At 69.0% G+C, this 18100-nt stretch carries 16 protein-coding genes; 10 read left to right on the top strand and 6 right to left on the bottom strand.

Annotated elements, in window-relative coordinates; translation table 11 throughout:
• Entirely contained in the window at positions 1-3147 is a 3147-nt protein-coding gene (locus tag AC3IFE_RS11075; RefSeq protein WP_489190539.1) for an efflux RND transporter permease subunit, read from the bottom strand.
• Positions 3144-4253 carry an efflux RND transporter periplasmic adaptor subunit gene (locus AC3IFE_RS11070; RefSeq protein ID WP_489190538.1) on the bottom strand — a complete coding sequence of 370 codons (1110 nt, stop codon included), beginning with the start codon at positions 4251-4253 and terminating at the stop codon, positions 3144-3146. The genes AC3IFE_RS11075 and AC3IFE_RS11070 overlap by 4 nt, the downstream gene beginning before the upstream one ends.
• Positions 4254-4441: 188 nt before the next feature.
• Here AC3IFE_RS11070 and AC3IFE_RS11065 point away from each other — a divergent pair, with 188 nt between their 5' ends.
• Positions 4442-5062: a TetR/AcrR family transcriptional regulator gene (locus AC3IFE_RS11065; RefSeq protein WP_489190536.1), complete on the top strand. Its 621-nt coding sequence runs from the start codon at positions 4442-4444 to the stop codon at positions 5060-5062.
• 28 nt (positions 5063-5090) lie between these two features.
• Here the strand turns inward: AC3IFE_RS11065 and AC3IFE_RS11060 are convergent, their stop codons facing one another.
• Entirely contained in the window at positions 5091-6824 is a 1734-nt protein-coding gene (locus AC3IFE_RS11060) for a ClcB-like voltage-gated chloride channel protein (RefSeq protein WP_489190571.1), read from the bottom strand.
• A gap of 115 nt (positions 6825-6939) precedes the next feature.
• The gene (locus AC3IFE_RS11055) at positions 6940-8016 is read right to left on the bottom strand and encodes a YeiH family protein (protein ID WP_489190535.1); all 1077 of its coding nucleotides are present in this window, start codon (positions 8014-8016) and stop codon (positions 6940-6942) included.
• 112 nt (positions 8017-8128) lie between these two features.
• Between AC3IFE_RS11055 and AC3IFE_RS11050 the strand changes: the two genes are divergently transcribed.
• The 8 genes from AC3IFE_RS11050 to AC3IFE_RS11015 all read left to right on the top strand — a co-directional run bounded on the left by AC3IFE_RS11050 (position 8129) and on the right by AC3IFE_RS11015 (position 15929).
• Positions 8129-9022: a LysR family transcriptional regulator gene (locus AC3IFE_RS11050; RefSeq protein WP_489190534.1), complete on the top strand. Its 894-nt coding sequence runs from the start codon at positions 8129-8131 to the stop codon at positions 9020-9022.
• Positions 9023-9184: 162 nt separating this feature from the next.
• Complete coding sequence (locus AC3IFE_RS11045; RefSeq protein WP_489190533.1) at positions 9185-9949, top strand: sugar phosphate isomerase/epimerase; 765 nt, start codon at positions 9185-9187, stop codon at positions 9947-9949.
• A 28-nt stretch (positions 9950-9977) separates the two neighbouring features.
• Positions 9978-10970 carry a sugar kinase gene (locus AC3IFE_RS11040; protein ID WP_489190532.1) on the top strand — a complete coding sequence of 331 codons (993 nt, stop codon included), beginning with the start codon at positions 9978-9980 and terminating at the stop codon, positions 10968-10970.
• 112 nt (positions 10971-11082) lie between these two features.
• The gene (locus AC3IFE_RS11035; RefSeq protein WP_011549755.1) at positions 11083-12363 is read left to right on the top strand and encodes an MFS transporter; all 1281 of its coding nucleotides are present in this window, start codon (positions 11083-11085) and stop codon (positions 12361-12363) included.
• 4 nt (positions 12364-12367) lie between these two features.
• A complete protein-coding gene (locus AC3IFE_RS11030; protein ID WP_489190531.1) occupies positions 12368-13333 on the top strand; it encodes an NAD(P)-dependent oxidoreductase in 966 nt (321 codons plus the stop codon).
• Positions 13334-13665: 332 nt separating this feature from the next.
• Positions 13666-14709, top strand: coding sequence for a LacI family DNA-binding transcriptional regulator (locus AC3IFE_RS11025; RefSeq protein ID WP_489190530.1), 1044 nt, complete (start codon positions 13666-13668; stop codon positions 14707-14709).
• A 55-nt stretch (positions 14710-14764) separates the two neighbouring features.
• Positions 14765-15553, top strand: coding sequence for a YhfC family intramembrane metalloprotease (locus tag AC3IFE_RS11020; RefSeq protein WP_489190529.1), 789 nt, complete (start codon positions 14765-14767; stop codon positions 15551-15553).
• 13 nt (positions 15554-15566) lie between these two features.
• Positions 15567-15929 carry a DUF3022 domain-containing protein gene (locus AC3IFE_RS11015; protein WP_089467512.1) on the top strand — a complete coding sequence of 121 codons (363 nt, stop codon included), beginning with the start codon at positions 15567-15569 and terminating at the stop codon, positions 15927-15929.
• Positions 15930-15962: 33 nt separating this feature from the next.
• Here AC3IFE_RS11015 and AC3IFE_RS11010 read toward each other — a convergent pair whose 3' ends face one another.
• Together AC3IFE_RS11010 and AC3IFE_RS11005 are read right to left on the bottom strand one after the other, a co-directional pair.
• Positions 15963-16394 (bottom strand): PGDYG domain-containing protein, encoded by a 432-nt coding sequence (locus AC3IFE_RS11010; protein ID WP_489190528.1) that lies wholly within the window; start codon positions 16392-16394, stop codon positions 15963-15965.
• A gap of 130 nt (positions 16395-16524) precedes the next feature.
• Complete coding sequence (locus tag AC3IFE_RS11005; protein WP_489190527.1) at positions 16525-17076, bottom strand: Spy/CpxP family protein refolding chaperone; 552 nt, start codon at positions 17074-17076, stop codon at positions 16525-16527.
• A gap of 247 nt (positions 17077-17323) precedes the next feature.
• On the opposite strand from AC3IFE_RS11005, the gene AC3IFE_RS11000 reads away from it, so the two are divergent.
• Positions 17324-17788 (top strand): Lrp/AsnC family transcriptional regulator, encoded by a 465-nt coding sequence (locus AC3IFE_RS11000; RefSeq protein WP_006481526.1) that lies wholly within the window; start codon positions 17324-17326, stop codon positions 17786-17788.
• The last annotated feature ends 312 nt before the right edge of the window (positions 17789-18100 follow it).

The raw sequence follows: 18100 nt of genomic DNA, 5'->3' as shown, positions 1-18100 counted from the left end.
TCAGACTCCCGACGGCGCGGCAGGCGTGGCGCCTGGCGGCGGCCCGTCCTGCGGGTCGCGTTCGTCGCGCTTCACGCGGAACCACGTCGCGTACAGCGCGGGCAGGTAGAACAGCGTCAGCACGGTCGCGCTCGTGATGCCGCCCATCAGCGCGGTCGCCATCGGCCCGAAGAAGTTCGAGCGCAAGAGCGGGATCAGCGCGAGCACGGCGGCCGCGGCCGTCAGCGTGATCGGGCGGAAGCGCCGCACGGTCGCGCCGATGATCGCGTCGACGCGGCCGTGGCCGGCCGCGATGTCCTGCTCGATCTGGTCGACCAGGATCACCGAGTTGCGCATGATGATCCCGAACATCGCGATCACGCCGAGCATCGCGACGAAGCCGAACGGCTGGCCGAACAGCAGCAGCGTCGCGACCACGCCGATCAGCCCGAGCGGCGCGGTCAGCACGACCATCAGCACGCGCGAGAAGCTCTGCAGCTGGATCATCAGCAGCGTGAACACGGCGATCGCCATCAGCGGCATCTGCGCGTTGATCGACGTCTGCGCCTTCGCGCTTTCCTCGACCGAGCCGCCGATGTTGATCTGATAGCCGACCGGCAGCTGCGCGCGCAGCGCGTTCAGCTTCGCGTCGACCGCATGCGTGACGTCGATGCCCTGGGCGCCGGCGCGCACGTCCGACTGCACGGTGATGGTCGGCTGGCGGTCGCGCTCCCACACGACGCCGTATTCGAGCGTCGGCGTGAAGCGGCCGAGCGAGCCGAGCGGCACGGGGCCGTTCGGCGTCGGCAGCGCGAGGCCCGCGAGCTTCGCCGGGTCGACGCGGTCGGCGCGCGGCGCGCGCAGGTCGACCGCGATCAGCTTGTCGCGCTCGCGATACTGCGTGACGGTCGTGCCCGACAGCGTCATCGCGAGGAAGCTCGACACGTCCTGCGACGTGACGTTCAGCTCGCGCGCCTTCTTCTGGTCGAGTTCGAAGCGCACCGAGCGCTCGGCCGGCTCGTCCCAGTCGAACTGCACGTTGACCGTGCGCGCATCGCCGCGCATCGTCGCCGCGACCTTCTCGGCGATCGAGCGGACCGTCGCGATGCTGTCGCCGCTCACGCGGAACTGCACCGGATAGCCGACCGGCGGCCCGTTCTCGAGCCGCGACAGGCGCCAGCGCACGGCCGGAAATCTGTCGCGCAGCGTGGTTTCGAGCCAGGTCGCGAGCTTCTCGCGATCCTCGACCGATTTCGCGGTGATCACGAACTGCGCGAAGTTCGGCAGTTGCAACTGCTGGTCGAGCGGCAGGTAGAAGCGCGGCGCGCCGCTGCCGACGAAGTTCACCGCGTGGTCGATCTCGGGACGCTTGTCGATCGCTTTCTCGAGCCGCTCGGTCTCGCGCAGCGTCGCCGCGAACGACGCGCCTTCGGGCAGCCGCAGATCGACCAGCAGCTCGGGCCGGTCGGAGCTCGGGAAGAACTGCTGCGGCACCAGCGAGAAGCCCATCATCGCGACGACGAACAGCGCGCCCGTGATCAGCAGCACGACGAAGCGCCGCTCGATGCACCAGTCGATCCAGCCGCGCAGCCGCCGGTAGAAGCGGGTGTCGTAGATGTCGTGCTCGTGATCGTCCGGCAGGTGCGCCTCGTGCGCGTGCCGCTTGCGCTCGGGCAGCATGTGATAGCCCAGCAGCGGGATCAGCACGACGGCCGCGAACCACGACGCGATCAGCGCGATCGCCGATACCTCGAAGATCGAGCGCGTGTATTCGCCGGTGCTCGATTTCGCGAGCGCGATCGGCAGGAAGCCCGACACCGTGACGAGCGTGCCCGTCAGCATCGGAAACGCGGTGCTGGTGTACGCGAACGCGGCGGCGCGCGCGCGGCTGTAGCCCTGCTCGAGCTTCACGGCCATCATCTCGACCGCGATGATCGCGTCGTCGACGAGCAGCCCGAGCGCGAGCACGAGCGTGCCGAGCGACACCTTGTGCAGCCCGATGTCGAACAGGTACATGAACAGCGCGGTGACCGCGAGCACGACCGGGATCGAGATCACGACGACCATCCCGGTGCGCAGCCCGAGCGACACGAGGCTCACGACCAGCACGATCGCGACCGCTTCGGCGACGGCTTCGAGGAAGTCGTCGACCGAATGCGACACCGCGTGCGGCATGCTCGACACCTCGGTCAGCTTCAGGCCGGCCGGCAATTGCGCCTGCAGCTCCTTCGATTCGGCGTCGAGCGCCTTGCCGAGCCGGATCACGTCGCCGCCCGGCTGCATCGTCACGCCGATGCCGAGCACGGCTTTGCCGTTCATGCGCATCTGCGTGACTTGAGGATCGTCGTAGCCGCGCTTCACGGTCGCGAGATCGCCGAGCCGGAACGTGCGGCCGTTGATGCGGATCAGCGTATTCGCGATCGCGTCGACGTTGTCGAACTGGCCGCTCGGCCGCACGAACACGCGATCGTCGGCGGTCGTCAGCACGCCGGCCGACGAGATGTCGTTCTGCGCGTTGATCGCCTGGCCGAGCTGCTGCGGCGAGATGCCGAGGCGCGTGAGCTGCGCGTTGTCGACCTCGATGAAGATCCGCTGGTCGGGGTCGCCGAAATAGTCGACCTTGCCGACGCCCGGCACGCGCAGCAGCACGGTGCGCAACTGGTCCGCGTAGTCGTGCAGTTGCGCGGGCGTGAAGCCGTCGCCCTCGAGCGTCCAGATGTTGGTATAGACGTCGCCGAATTCGTCGTTGAAGAACGGGCCCTGCACGCCGGGCGGCAGCGTATAGCCGATGTCGCCCACCTTCTTGCGGATCTGGTACCAGGTCTCGGGCACGTCCTTCACGGGCGCCGAATCCTTCATCGTGAAGAAGATCAGCGATTCGCCGGGGCGCGAATAGCTGCGCAGGAAGTCGATGGCCGGCGTTTCCTGCAGCTTGCGGCCGATCCGGTCGGTCACCTGTTCCTGCACCTGCCGCGCGCTCGCGCCGGGCCAGAAGGTGCGGATCACCATCACGCGGAACGTGAACGGCGGGTCTTCGGATTGGGCGAGCCGCGTGTAAGCGAGGATGCCCGCGAGCGTCGCGAGCGCGATCAGGTAGACGACCAGCGCCTGATGGCGCAGCGCCCATGCGGACAGGTTGAAGCGGCCTTCTTCGTGGGAGACGCTCACGATGCGAAGTCCTCCGGATGCAGCGGCGCGATCGCCCGCACCTTCTCGCCCGCACTGACCGTGTGCACGCCCTGCAGCACGACGCGCTCGCCCGGCTGCAGTCCATGCGACACGGTGACGGTGCGCTCGTTGAAGCGCGCGACGTCGACGCGGCGCAGCTCGAGCGTGTCGTCCTTCGTGCGTACGACCCACACGGCCGGTTGCGCGCCGTCGTGGAACAGCGCGGTCGCGGGCAGCGTGATCGGCTGCGTATTGCCGGCGGCCGGCGCGCCGTCGAACGCGACGTCCGCGGTCATCCCGAGCCGGATCGCCGGATCGGGCGCGCCGAGCGTGAGCTTCACGCGGTAGGTGCGGCTTTGCGGATCGGCGGCCGGCGCGATTTCGCGCACCTTCGCGGCGAACTGGCGGCCCGGCAGTGCCGGCAGCGTGATGGTGGCCGCATGACCGGGCGCGAGCGACGCGAGCGCCGCCTCGGGCACGTCGCTGACGACGTCGACGTCGCCCGACCACGCGAGCTGGTAGACCGGCTGGCCGGCCGACACGTTCTGGCCGGTATCGGCCTGTTCGGCGGTGATGGTGCCCGCATGGTCGGCGACGAGCGTCGCGTAGCGGAGCTGGTTCTTCGCGAGCGCGAGCTGCTGCTGCGCCTGGTCGCGCTGCGCGAGCGCCGACGTGTAGCTGTTCTGCGTCTGTTCGAGCTGCGCGGTGGCGATCAGGTTTTCGCGGGCCTGCGCGCGATCGCGGTCGAGCTGCTGCTTCGCGAACGCGAGGCTGTGCGACGCGGCATCGAATTGCGCCTGCGCGCTCGCGGCGTTCTTTTCGACGTCGGACGGATCGAGCAGCGCGACGACCTGGCCGACCTTCACCGTATCGCCGAGCCGCACCCGGCGCTCGATGATCTTGCCGGCGATGCGGAACGACAGCGGGGTGGCATAGCGCGGCTGGATGTCGCCGGGCAACGTGCGCGCGGCGGCGGCGGTGTCGGCCCGCGCGGGCAGCGCGACGACGGGGCGCGGGGCGGGCGGCGCGGATTCTTTCGGATGACAGGCGGCAAGGACGAGCGCGGCGCCGATCAGCAGCGCGGCGCGGGAACCGGAGCGATTCACGAAACCCCCAGGTGAAGTGGAGCGGAACGAGGCCGGCAAGCGCGGCGGGCGCTTGCCCCAAGTGGCGCCGGCAGCGGCGCACACGGACAGACGAACGACATCTTCGGAAACTGTGGCGGATTCTAATACACGCCTGTATTTGAATGCAAAGATGAATCCGAAAGGGAAGGGATGCTAGACTGCGCGGCATGAAACCACAGCGCTTAACCCGCGAGCAGAGCAGGGACCAGACGCGCGAACGTCTGCTGAAAGCCGCGCATCGCATTTTTCTGAAGAAAGGCTATGTGGCCGCGAGCGTCGAGGACATCGCGGCGGCGGCCGGCTATACGCGCGGCGCGTTCTACTCGAATTTCCGCAGCAAGTCCGATCTGTTGCTGGAATTGCTGGAGCGCAACCACGACGAGGTGCGGGCCGACTTCGAGGCGATTTTCGAAGGGGGCGGCACGCGCGAGCAGATGGAATCGATGGCGCTCGCGTATTACCGGACGCTGTTTCGCGACGACGAATACTCGCTGCTGTGGGGCGAGGCGAAGCTGCAGGCCGCGCGCGACGCGAAGTTCCGCGTGCGCTTCAACCAGTTCCTGCACGGCAAGCGCGTGCAGATGGCCGAATTCATCGAGCGCTTCGCCGAACGGGCGGGCACGCCGCTGCTGCTGCCGGCCGACACGCTCGCGTTCGGGCTGATGTGCCTGTGCGACGGCGTGCAGTCGTATTACACGGCCGATCCGCAGCACGTGTCGGCCGACGTGGCCGAAGCGGTGCTCGCGGGGTTCTTCGCGCGGGTCGTGCTGGGGCGCGCACCGGACTGAACACGGCAGGCGGCGCGGGCGATGCGCGTCAGCGCTCGCCGGTCATCCGCCGGTACGCGTCGAGCAACGACGTCTTGTAGACGACGCCCGCGAGCGTCGGCTCGGCTTCGCTTTCGATCACCGGCAGCCGTTCGCCCTGGAACGCCATGAAGCGCTCGAGCGCGGTCGCGAGCGGCATGTCGGGCGTGAGCAGCGGAAACGGCGTGTGCGCGTAGTGCGCGGCCGTCTTGTCGGTCGTGTCGCGCTTGTCGAGCAAATCGGACGTGATGTCCTTCAACGCGACCGCGCCGCGAAAGCGCCCGGCGTCGTCGGTCACGTACAGGTATTTCACCGGATATTCGAGAAACACGCGCGTCATGTCGGCGACGCTCGCGGTGAGCGGCACGACCGTCTGCGCGGGCTGGATCAGCTCGCGCATCTGCGTGGTGCGCAGCCGCTGCCGCTCCTGCGCGTCCTGGTGGTGGTGCTGCGTGATGTCGTACATCGACGTCGTGCCCGTCGCGCGCGCGACGAAATACGCGAACACGCACGACACCAGCAGCGGCAGCACGACCTGATAGCTCAGCGTCATCTCGAAGATCATCAGGATCGCCATCAGCGGCGCCTGCGTGGCGCCCGCCATGAACGCGCCCATCCCGACGATCGCGTACGCGAAATACGCGGACGTATGGCCCGGCCACAGCGCGCCCATCGCGAGCCCGAACAGCGAGCCGAACACCGCGCCGACGAACAGCGTCGGCGTGAACACGCCGCCGATCGCGCCCGAGCCGGCCGTCGCGGCGGTCGCGATCACCTTGAACACGAGCACCGCGACGAGCGCCTGCCAGGTCCACGGCGAATGGAGGATGTGGTTCACGACGCTGTAGCCGTTGCCCCACACGTCCGGAATCCACACCGAGATCACGCCGACGACGAGGCCGCCGAGCGCGAGCCGCACGGGCAACGGCACGGGCAGCCGCTTGAACTGCGTCTTCGACGCGTCGAGCAGGTGCAGGAACTGCGGCGCGAGCACGCCGCACAGCGCGCCGAGCACGACGAACGGCAGCACCTCGGCGCCCGTCACGGCCGGAAACACCGGCATCTCGTACGGCGGCCGGTAGCCGCCGAATTCGCGCATCACGATGTTCGCGACGACCGACGCGACGACCATCGGCCCGAAGCTCTCCATCGCGATCGTACCGAGCACGATCTCCGACACGAAGAATGCGCCGGCGATCGGCGCGTTGTACGCGGACGTGATGCCGGCGGCCGCCCCGCACGCGACCAGCAGGCGCAGGCGCGGCGGGTCGAAGTGCGCGAAGCGGCCGACGAGCGACGCGGCGAGCGCCGCGAGCTGCACCATCGGGCCTTCGCGGCCGATCGAGCCGCCGCTGCCGATCGTCAGCAGCGACGACACGCTGCGCCACAGGCTCTGCCGGACCGGCACGACGCCGTTGCCGAGCGCGACCGATTCCATGTAGTCGGTCGTGGCGGCCGCTTTGTCGCCGCGCGTCGCCAGCAGCAGCACGCACCCGGCGAGGAAGCCGCCCGCGGCGGGCATCCAGAATCGCAGGTACCACGGCAGGCTCTTCGCCATCTGCACGAAGCTGCCGCTGTGCCCCGAGATCAGGCGCTGCATCAGGTCGATGCCCTCGCGGAACGCCATCGTGGCAAAGGCGCCGCCGACGCCGACGATGGCCGACCAGATCAGCATCGTATGGGCGTCCGACAGGCGGAGCAGCGTTCGGGCGCGAGTGCGCAGCTTCAGCAGGAACGAGAGCACGGCTGAAAGGGGGCGATGGAAAACGACGCGAAGCATAGCACTGCGCCGCGCCCGCGGGGCTTCCCCGTCGGGCTTCCCGTAGGGCGCGGCGCGCGAACCGTCGCGGACGTGCGGCTCAGCCAAGCCAGTGCTGCACGGCCCAGGTGATCGCGTAGCCGCCGGCGATCAGCCACACGTACAGGATCAGGCCGGTCATCAGCGCGCGGGGGCCGGCCGCGCGGATCTGCGCGACGCGCGTCTCGATGCCGAGTGCGGTCATGGCCATCGTCAGCGCGAAGGTGTCGAGCACGTTCAGCGTATGCGTGACGTCCGCGGGCAGCACGTTTAGCGAATTGACGATCACGAAGCCGAGGAAGCCGAGCGCGAACCACGGCACCGCCACCTTGCGCTGGCGTTGCGTGCCGCCGGCCGCGTCGTGCGCCGAGCGTGCCGAACGGGCGAGCCACCAGCCGAGCGCGAGCAGCACCGGCACCAGCAGCATCACGCGCGTCATCTTCACGATCGTCGCGACGTGCACGACCTGCGGGCTGATGTCGCTCGCCGCGCCGACCACCTGCGCGACCTCGTGGATCGTGCCGCCGAAGAACAGGCCGAGGCCGGCCGGATCGAGGTTCAGCAGCCCGGCGTGATAGGCGAGCGGATACAGGAACATCGACAGCGTGCCGAACAGCACGACGCTGCCCACCGCCATCGCGCTCTGGTGCGGCTTCGACTGCAGCGTCGATTCGAACGCGAGCACGGCGGCCGCGCCGCAGATCGCGCTGCCGGCGGCGGTCAGCAGCGCGGCGTCGCGGTCGAGCTTCATCAGCTTCATGCCGACCCAGGTGCCGATCGCGAGCGTGCTGACGACGACCAGCACCGATACCGCGAGGCCCGGCAGCCCGACCTGCGCGATTTCCTGCAGGCTCACGCGCAAGCCGAAGAACGCGACCGCGATGCGCAGCAGCTTGCGGGCGGAGAAATTGACGCCGGCCGCCCAGCTGGCCGGCATGCCGTCGCGCAGCGCGTTGCCGTACAGCGCGCCGGCGACGATGCCGACGATCAGCGGCGACAGGCCGAGCCCCGCGATCGCGGGAAGCTCGGACAGGCTCGTGACGGCGGCGGCGAACAGCGCGACGAACAGCACGCCGTTCAACTGGCCGCGCATCGACGGCGCGGCGTGGCTGATAGGGGAAGTCGGAGCAGTAGACATGGAAGCACCGTGATGGACCGTGTGGCGATGGTGTAATCCTAATTTCGTTATATCGATATGAAAAATTGTGATTTGTGACGTAAAGTATCGGGAGCGCCGATAATTCCTGCCCATGACCCCGGATCAACTGATAACGTTCGCCGCCGTCGCCGAGCATCTGAACATCAGCCGCGCCGCCGTCGCGCTGCATCTGTCGCAGCCGGCCGTATCGGGCCAGTTGCGGCTGCTGCAGGACGAGTTCGGCGAGCCGCTGTACCAGCGCGACGGCCGCGGCATTCGCCTGACGCCGGTCGGCGAACAGCTCGCGCAGTACGCGAAGGCGCAGCGCGATACGTTCGCGCAGGCGCGTGCGTTTCGCGATGCGGTGCGCGGGCTGGAAGCCGGCACGCTGCGCATCGGCGCGAGCACGACGCCCGCGAGCTATCTGCTGCCGTACCTGATCGCGGCGTTCCAGCCGCGCGCGCCGCGCGTGGCGATCCAGACGATGAGCGGCAATACGGCCGACGTGGTCGCGGCGCTGCCGTCGCTCGACATCGCGCTGATCGAAGGGCCGCCCGGCGAGGCGCTGCCGCCCGGCACCGCCGTGCATGCGTGGCACGAGGACGAGATCGTCGCGATCGTGCCGGCTGGCCATCCGCTCGCGGCGCAGGGCTACGACACGGGCGTGACGCTCGCCGCGCTGGCCATGCATCCGCTCGTGCTGCGCGAGGCGGGCTCCGCCGTGCGGCAGCTCGTCGAGCGCGCGTTCGCGCATGGCGGCGCGCCGATGCGTGTCGCGTTCGAGATCGCCGGCGTCGAAGCCGTCAAGGAGGCCGTGCGCGCGGGGATGGGCGTGGGGTTCGTGTCCGCGATGTCGCTGCGGCACGAGGATGCGGCGCTCGTGCCGCGCTCGCTGGCGCCCGCGCCGCTCACGCGGCACTTTTCCATTCTCGTGCCGCATGGCGGCGCGCCGTCGCGGGTCGCCGTGCAATTCCTCGAAATGAGTCTTGCGCAGGATCTCGCGTAGGCGCTCGAAGCCGCGCCGGGAACATGCATTGCATACGGGCGGGGCGCGTATTCGCGTCACGACAGAGCCTTAGGGATTTCCTCTATGGCGTGTGTCCGAAGCGAAGCGCACCATCCGTCTCAAGCAAATGGAACCGGTTCCATTCCGGTGAAAAAGGGCAATATGGCAGACATCGTGATCGTGGCGAGCGCATTCGGAATGGACCGGGTGCGCCAGGAGGGCCACAGTGCATTCATCGCGACCGTGGCGGCATCCGGCGCGGCCGGTTTCGAAGTGCGGCGCGAACTGTTCGCGTCGGACGACGACACGGCGCCCGGCGCGCTGGCCGCGCTCGGCGCGCAGATCGCCGGCCACGGGCTGTGGTCGGTCTATTCGACGCCGGATTCGCTGTATACGGAAACGGGGGCGCTCGATGCCGACGCACTGCGCGACGCGCTCGCGCAAGCCGACGCGCTCGGCGCGCGCTTCGTGAAATTCCAGCTCGGCGGCTTCGCCGGCGATGCGCACGCGGCGGAGATCGACGCGCTGTCGCGCGGCGCGCGAGCCCGTGTGGTGGTCGAGAACGGCCAGCTCGAGGTCGGCGGCGCGTTCGCGCAGTTCCGCGGACTGTTCGACGCGCTCGCCGATGCCGGCCTGCCCGACGCGCTCGGCATGACGTTCGACATCGGCAACTGGCAGTGGCGCGGCGAAGCGCCGCTCGACTGCGCGCAGGTGCTCGCACCGCATGTGGAATACATTCATTGCAAGGCCACCGAAGGCGAGGGCGCGCGTCGTTTCGCCGCCGCGCCGGCGCCGAACGACCCGCTCGTGACCGGCGTGCTCGCGGCACTGCCGCAGCATGCGCCGCGCGGCATCGAGTTCCCGTTCGACGCGGCGGACCTGGCCGGCGATGCGTGCCGGCGCGTCGCGTGGCTCGCGACCGCGTAACGGCGGCAGGATCCTGAGGAGTTCAGTCATGAAAGCAGCACTCGATGTCGTGACCTACGGCGAAGCGATGGCGATGTTCGTCGCGACGGAGCCGGGCCATCTCGCGCACGCCGGGCAATTCGCGAAGCGGATCGCCGGCGCCGATCTCAACGTCGCGATCGGCCTGTCGCGGCTCGGCTTCCGGGTCGGCTGGATGAGCCGGGTCGGCCGCGATTCGTTCGGTCGCTACGTGCTCGACACGCTGGCGCGCGAGGGCATCGACGCGTCGTGCGTGACCGTCGACCCGCGCTACCCGACCGGTTTCCAGCTGAAGTCGCGCAACGACGACGGCAGCGACCCGACCGTCGAATATTTCCGCAAGGGCTCGGCGGCGAGCCACCTGTCGTGCGACGACTACGTGGCCGACTACGTGCTCGGCGCGCGTCACCTGCACCTGACGGGCGTCGCGCCGGCGATCTCGGCGACGTCGTGCGAACTCGCGTTCCGGCTCGCGCGCGAGATGCGTGCGGCCGGCAAGACGATCTCGTTCGACCCGAACCTGCGCCCGACGCTGTGGCCGTCCGCCGACGTGATGGCGAAGACGCTGAATGCGCTCGCGACGCTCGCCGACTGGGTGCTGCCGGGTCTGGCCGAAGGGCGGCAGCTCACCGGGCACGACACGCCGGCCGACATCGCGGGCTTCTATCTCGCGCAGGGCGCGCGCGGCGTCGTGATCAAGCTCGGCGAGCAAGGCGCGTATTTCCGCACGGCCGACGGCCGCGAAGGCACGATCGCAGGCGAGCGCGTCGACAAGGTCGTCGATACGGTCGGCGCCGGCGACGGCTTCGCGGTCGGCGTGGTCAGCGCGCTGCTCGAAGGGCGCAGCGTCGAGCAGGCGGTCGCGCGCGGCAACCGGATCGGTGCGCTCGCGATCCAGGTGATCGGCGATTCGGAAGGATTGCCGACGCGCGACGCGCTCGACCGGCTCGAAAAGGTCGGCAATCGCGCCGATCGCCTAGAGGAAACCGTCACCGCGCAATGAGAGGCCGGACACGGCACGATCCGCGGATCCATTTCGTGCTTCATGCACGGTTTTGCATGAGACCGGACGACGCAACGATGCGCCGATGCCGGTCTACTCAGGAGACACTCTGATGGCAGCCAATCTCGCAGCTCGACGCTGGTGGACGATCATGCCGATCGTCTTCATCACGTACAGTCTTGCCTACCTCGATCGCGCGAACTACGGGTTCGCGGCGGCGGCCGGCATCAACCAGGATCTCGGCATCAGCAAGGGCCTGTCGTCGCTGATCGGCGCGCTGTTCTTCCTCGGCTACTTTTTCTTCCAGATCCCTGGCGCGATCTATGCGGAACGCCGCAGCGTGAAGAAGCTCGTGTTCGTCAGCCTCGTGCTGTGGGGCGGTTGCGCGGCGCTGACCGGCGTGGTCAGCAACATCCCGTCGCTGATGGCGATCCGCTTCGTGCTCGGCATCGTCGAGGCGGCCGTGATGCCGGCGATGCTGATCTACATCAGCAACTGGTTCACGAAGAACGAGCGCTCGCGCGCGAACACGTTCCTGATTCTCGGCAACCCGGTCACCGTGCTGTGGATGTCGATCGTGTCCGGTTATCTCGTGCATGAATTCGGCTGGCGCCACATGTTCATCGCCGAAGGCGTGCCGGCCGTCATCTGGGCCGTGTGCTGGTGGGTCCTCGTGCAGGACAAGCCGGCCGATTCGCCGTGGCTCAGCGCGCAGGAAAAGCGCGATCTCGACGCCGCGCTCGCGGCCGAGCAGGCGGCGATCAAGCCGGTGCGCAACTATGGCGAGGCATTCCGCTCGCCGGCCGTGATCAAGCTGTGCGCGCAGTATTTCTGCTGGAGCATCGGCGTGTACGGCTTCGTGCTGTGGCTGCCGTCGATCGTGAAGAACGGCTCCGACCTCGGGATGGTCGCGACCGGCTGGCTGTCCGCGCTGCCGTACCTCGCGGCGACGATCGCGATGCTCGCGGCGTCGTGGGCGTCCGACAAGGTCGGTTCGCGTCGCGGTTTCGTGTGGCCGTTCCTGCTGGTCGGCGCGGCCGCGTTCGCCGCGTCGTACGCGCTCGGCTCGTCGCATTTCTGGATCTCGTATGCGTTGCTGGTCGTCGCGGGCGCCGCGATGTATGCGCCGTACGGCCCGTTCTTCGCGATCGTGCCGGAACTGCTGCCGAAGAACGTCGCCGGCGGCGCGATGGCGCTGATCAACAGCATGGGCGCGCTCGGCTCGTTCGTCGGCTCGTATTTCGTCGGCTATTTGAACGGCGCGACCGGGTCGCCCGTCGCGTCGTACGCGTTCATGAGCGCCGCGCTCGTCGCCGCGGTGATCCTCACGCTGTCCGTCAAACCCCAGGCGCGCGATGCGCATCCGCTCGCCGCGCCGCTGCAAGGAAAATGAAACGATGAAGCCCCGTATCGTCGCGTACAAGCCGCTGCCCGATGACGTTCTCGCGTACCTGCGCGAGCATGCGGACGTCGTGCAGGCCGACGGCGCCGACGCGCTCGCCGCCGCGCTCGGCGACGCCGACGGCGCGATCGGCGCGAGCCTGAAGGTCACGCCGCAGATGCTCGATCGCGCGCCGCGGTTGAAGGCGTGGTCGACGATCTCGGTCGGCTACGACAACTTCGACGTCGCCGATCTCACGCGGCGCGGCATCGTGCTCGCGCATACGCCGGACGTGCTGACCGAGTCGACGGCCGATACGGTGTTTTCGCTGATCCTGGCCTCCGCGCGGCGCGTGGTCGAACTGGCCGAGTGGGTGAAGGCCGGCCACTGGCATCGCAGCATCGGCCCGGACCTGTACGGCACCGACGTGCAGGGCAAGACGCTCGGCATCGTCGGGCTCGGGCGGATCGGCGGCGCGGTCGCGCGCCGCGCGGCGCTCGGCTTCCGGATGCAGGTGCTGTACGCGAACCGGTCCACGCATGCCGAGGCCGAGACGCAGTACGGCGCGCGGCGCGTGACGTTCGACGCGCTGCTCGCGCAATCGGATTTCGTGTGCCTGCAGGTGCCGCTGTCGCCCGACACGCGCCATCTGATCGGCGCGCCCGAATTCGCGAAGATGAAGCGCGGCGCGATCCTGATCAACGCATCGCGCGGGCCCGTCGTCGACGAAGCCGCGCTGGTCGATGCGCTGCGCGCGGGGACGATCCGCGGCGCGGGGCTCGACGTGTTCGAAAAGGAGCCGCTGCCGGCCGATTCGCCGCTGCTGCGGATGAAGAACGTCGTCGCACTGCCGCATATCGGCTCGGCGACGCATGAGACGCGCCATGCGATGGCGCGCTGCGCCGCGGAAAACCTGGTCGGCGCGCTGGCCGGCACGCTGCGCACGAATCTCGTCAATCCGGATGCGCTGGCGCACGCCTGAGTCGTCGCCGCAACCGGCGCGACGCGGCGCAGGCGCCGTTAGAATCGATGATCTTGGTGCCGGAGGGCTGGCTGCGTTATGATCGCCCGCGCTCGTCGTATCGACGGCCGGCCACGCGGCCGGCGGCGTCGCGCGACGGGCATCCGCGCCAGGTCCGGTGCGGCCGGCTGCCGTAGCGCGCGGCTGACGGGCGCGGCTCGACGGCGCAGCGCCGGGCCGGTACAGGCGCCCACGCGCCAGGACAGGGGAGGCCGCTGGTTGGCTTACGTTTCCAACAACAAAGGTCCGTCTGCTCGAGAAGCGGCGCGGATCGTACGTCGCGAGGCACGACAGTGACCGATTCGCAACCTTCCACGACGCGTCCGGCGACGATCAGCGACGTCGCGCGCGAGGCCGGCACGGGCAAGACCAGCGTTTCGCGCTATCTGAACGGCGAGACGCATGTGCTGTCCGTCGATCTGCGCCAGCGGATCGAGGCGGCCATCGCGCGGCTCAACTACCGGCCGAACCAGATGGCGCGCGGGCTCAAGCGCGGCCGCAACCGGCTGCTCGGCATGCTCGCGGCCGACCTGACCAATCCTTACACCGTCGAAGTGCTGCAGGGCGTCGAGGCCGCGTGCCATGCGCTCGGCTACATGCCGCTCATCTGTCACGCCGCGAACGAAGTCGAGATGGAGCGCCGCTTCCTGCAACTGCTCACGACCTACCGCGTCGAAGGGCTGATCGTCAACGCGCTCGGCGCCGAGGAAGACGTGCTGCGTCCGCTGCGCGGCGCCGGCATTCCGGCCGTGCTCGTCGACCGCACGGTCGAGGGCTTCGAGGCCGACCTGATCGGCCTCGACAACGCCGATGCGATCGAGACGGCGCTCGCGCACCTGATCGAACACGGTTTCGACGCGATCCATTTCGTCGTGCAGCCGTTCGAGCACGTCAGTTCGCGACGCGTGCGCGAGACCGCGTTCCGCGCGGCGCTGGCGGCGCGCGGGCTGCCGGCGCCGCCGACGGTCGTGCTCGATCTGAACGAAGCGGACGCGGCCGCGGCGGCGCTCGCCGACGTCGATGCCCGCATCGACGATGCGGCCCGGCGCGGCGTGCGCGCCGCGCTGTTCGCCGCGAATGCGCCGGTCGCGCTGGCGATCGCGCGCCATCTGCGCGCGCGCTTCGGCGCCGCATGGCAGCAGCAGGCGGCGCTGCTGTCGATCGACGATCCGGAATGGGCCGAGCTGATCGGCATCACCACGATCCGTCAGCCGACCTATGAAATCGGCTACAAGGCCGTCGAATTCGTGCACGAGCGGATCGACGGCGCGGCGGGCGACGTGCGCGTCGCGATGCTGCCCGGCGAGTTGATCGCGCGCGCATCGACCGCAAGCTGAGTATCATTCGGGGCACGCGGCGCGTCAGGTGCGCTGCCTCGAACCAAGGAAATACATGACTGTCGCTCCCGTCACGCTGGCGGCGCTGATCGCCGCCACGCTGATCATCGCGCTGCTGCCGCTCGTCCTCTACCGCTTCCTGCGCAAGCCGCTTGCGCTCAACCGCCGCGACACGATCGTCGGCGTCGCCGTCTTCACGCTGTTCGCGATGATTCTCGAGCGCGCATTCCACGGGCTCGTGCTGAGCCACACGCCCGAGGACGGCTGGCTGACGCAGCCGCTCGCGTTCGTCGCGTACGGCGCGCTCGCGTCCGCCGTATTCGAGGAAGTCGGCCGCTATCTCGGGATGCGTTTTCTGAACCGCCGGTACGGCGCATCGGCCGGCGACGGTCGCGGGATCGGCTACGGAATCGGCCACGGCGGCGCCGAAGCGTGGTTCGTCGGCGTGCTCGTGTGGGGCCAGTGGTCGTATCTCGCGTGGCTCGCGAGCCGCGGCCAGCTCGAGACGCAACTGGCCGACCTGCCGGTCGACACCGTGGTGCGGCTGCACATGATGCTCGCGACGCTGTCGGCCCAGTCGATCCTGCTGTTGCTGCTCGAACGCTGCGCGGCGTTCGCGGTGCAACTCGCGCTGTCGGTGCTGGTGTGGCGCGGCGTGCAGGCCGGCCGAATCGCCGTGTTGCCGCTCGCGATCGTGCTGCATGCGCTCGCGGCGACGCCGACGCTGCTGTACCAGGTGCGCGTGCTGCCGGCCGCGTGGGTCGAGGCCGTGTATTTCGTGCTGGCCGCGGTCCTGGTGGTCGTGCTGGTGAAGACGTGCCGGCCGTCGCGTGCGGCGGCCTGACGGGAGAGACGGAATGGACGACTATCTGATCGAATGCCAGAGCGCGGAATTCGACGCGCTCGCACGCGTGATCTGCGATCTCTTTCCGGAGCAGACGCGCTTCGCCGAAAGCAGCGACGCGCGCGGGCGCTTCCTGTCCGTGCACTGGCTCGCGATGCGGTTCGGTGCGGTGCCTAAGCGGATGACGCTCGACATCCGGATCGTGCCGGCCGCGCTCGCGCGCTACCTGGCGCTCAAGCCGATGCAGCGCGCGCGCAGCCATGCGGTGCTGCATGCGTATACGGAAGCGATGCTCGGGTCGCTCGAAGAACGGCACGCGGCCGGCGAGGCCGTCGAGCGCGACGCGGAACTCGAACTCGACGAAGATTTTGCGTGAGCGGCGGCGCCGGCATCGGGCCGGCGCGGTGCGTTACGCGTCGCGGTAAACCTGCGCGAAGCGCTGCGCCTGCACGACGCCGTAGTCGCCGGGCGCATACTGCATCACCCAGTCCCCGGCCACGCCGCGCAGCGTGTCGCCGTTTTCCGAGCGGGCAATCGTAAACGGTTCGTCCATCCGGCGCGCGAGCACGACGGCCGGCCGGTTGCGATAGGCGCCCGGCGTGCCGTGCGCGAGCGCCGGATCGGCGGGCAGGTATTTGGCGTCGAAGCGCGCGCGCGACACGACCCAGCGGTCGCCCGTCGAGCCGGTGATCAGCGCGTCGCCCGCGACATAACGGTTCGGGCCTTCGAGGCTCATCAGTTCGCCGTCGGCATCCGCGAACGACACGGCGACGGTTTCGTCCTTGACGACGCGACGGGCCTGCGGATCGGTACGCAGATCGAGTTGCTTGAGTTCGAACATGGCGGGGAAGGGCGGGAAAACGGGAAAAGCCGGGAGCTTATCCCGAATTCGGCGCGCCGTGTGACGCGCCGTCGCCGATCGCGGCGCCGTTCGGCCCGGGCGGGCCCGCACGGCGCCGGCAGGGAGGCCGTCAGGGCTGCGCGGGCGCGCTCGCGGCCGGCGCGGCGGCCGCCTTGCCTTCCTTGCCCTTCGTCTTGCCCTTGCCGCGGTGTTCGCCGCCGTGGTGCAGCCAGCTGCGGAAGGTCGTGTCGGCCAGCGCCTTCTGCTCGGCCGGGAAGCTCTCGTAGAGCGGCGCGAATGCGTCGGCGAGCTTCTTCGCGCCGTCGGCGTTCGCCTGCGACAGTTCCGCATACTGCTTGATGTCGTCGAGCGCGGACACGTCGCGCTTGGCCATCCGTTCGCTATAGAGGCGGCCCATCGTGGCGCCGTTGTCGCGCATCGTATCGGCGAACGTCTTCCATTGCGGCTCCTGCGCCGACGTGATCTTCAACTGGTCGTGCAGGTACTTGATGCGCTCCTCGATGCGCGCTTCGTGGCGTGCCGCGCGCTGCTCGGCGCTCGGTGCCGACGCCGCGGCCGTCGTGGCCGGCGCCTGGGCAGGTGCTTGCGGCTGCGCCGGGGTTTGCGCGAATGCGCTGGCGGCAACGACGAGCGTAGCGAGGGTGAGCGAGATTTTCTTCATGGTTGGCTCCCGGGGTGGTGTCTTGCGAGCGGGCGCGGCGGCCATCGCCGCCGGCGCGGATCTCGCGTCGCCCATTATTAGTAGCACGTTGCCTGCAGGGCGGCAGTGAATGCGACACTTGCTTACATCCGATACGAATCGAAATCGAAGCGTCGAAGCCGGGCCATGCCGGTTGGGCGTGCACGCGTTCGGCGCTATCATCGCGTCACTTTCCACTCCGTCGGCACGTGCGTGCCGGCCCAGCGTCATGCGTCCACCCCGCCTCGACCAACTCGACGATCTCGACCGGCAGCTCGTCGCACTGCTGCAAGCCGACGCGCGCGCGAGCGTCGCGGATCTCGCGCGCCAGCTCGACGTGGCGCGCACGACGGTCGTCGCGCGCATCGCGCGACTCGAACGCACCAACGTGATCGCCGGGTACAGCGTGCGGCTCGGGCAGGACGTGCTCGACGCGAGCATCTATGCGTACGTCGGCATCATCCTCACGCCGAAGTTCGGCAAGGACGTATTGCGCAAGCTCGACCGGATGCCGGAAGTCCAGTTGCTGTGCGCGGTGAGCGGCGAGTACGACTACGTCGCATGGCTGCGCGCCGATTCGCCCGAACGGCTCAACGATCTGCTCGACCAGATCGGCACGCTCGAAGGCGTCGAGCGCACGACGACGTCGATCATCCTGTCGCGCAAGATCGATCGCGGGACGATTGGCGGCTGAGTTGTTGTACGTCGCGCCGCGCATGACGAACGGCGCGAGCGCATGCGCGGCGCAGGCTTCGTTGCGTCACGGGCGCCGGGATCAACGTCGCGTAGGTGCCCGCACGTATTCGCATCGGCCTTCGCTGGACATCATGATCGACACGGGCGCCCGTCGCCATTCTTTCGCGTACTTCACGCGTCTCTCCCGAATCGCCTTCCGTATTCCGCTTCTACCGGCGTGTCGCACCTGACGCATGAGCAGTTCGTGCGTTCGGAACCACGCCGTACGTCGTCTTCGCGCATGCAACGCACAACCGTCCGCCAACGGGTG

This window comes from Burkholderia sp. APQ4-4ca, from assembly GCF_057837105.1.
The sequence above is the reverse complement of the archived record's forward strand: the minus strand, read 5'-3'. Positions and strand labels throughout refer to the sequence as shown.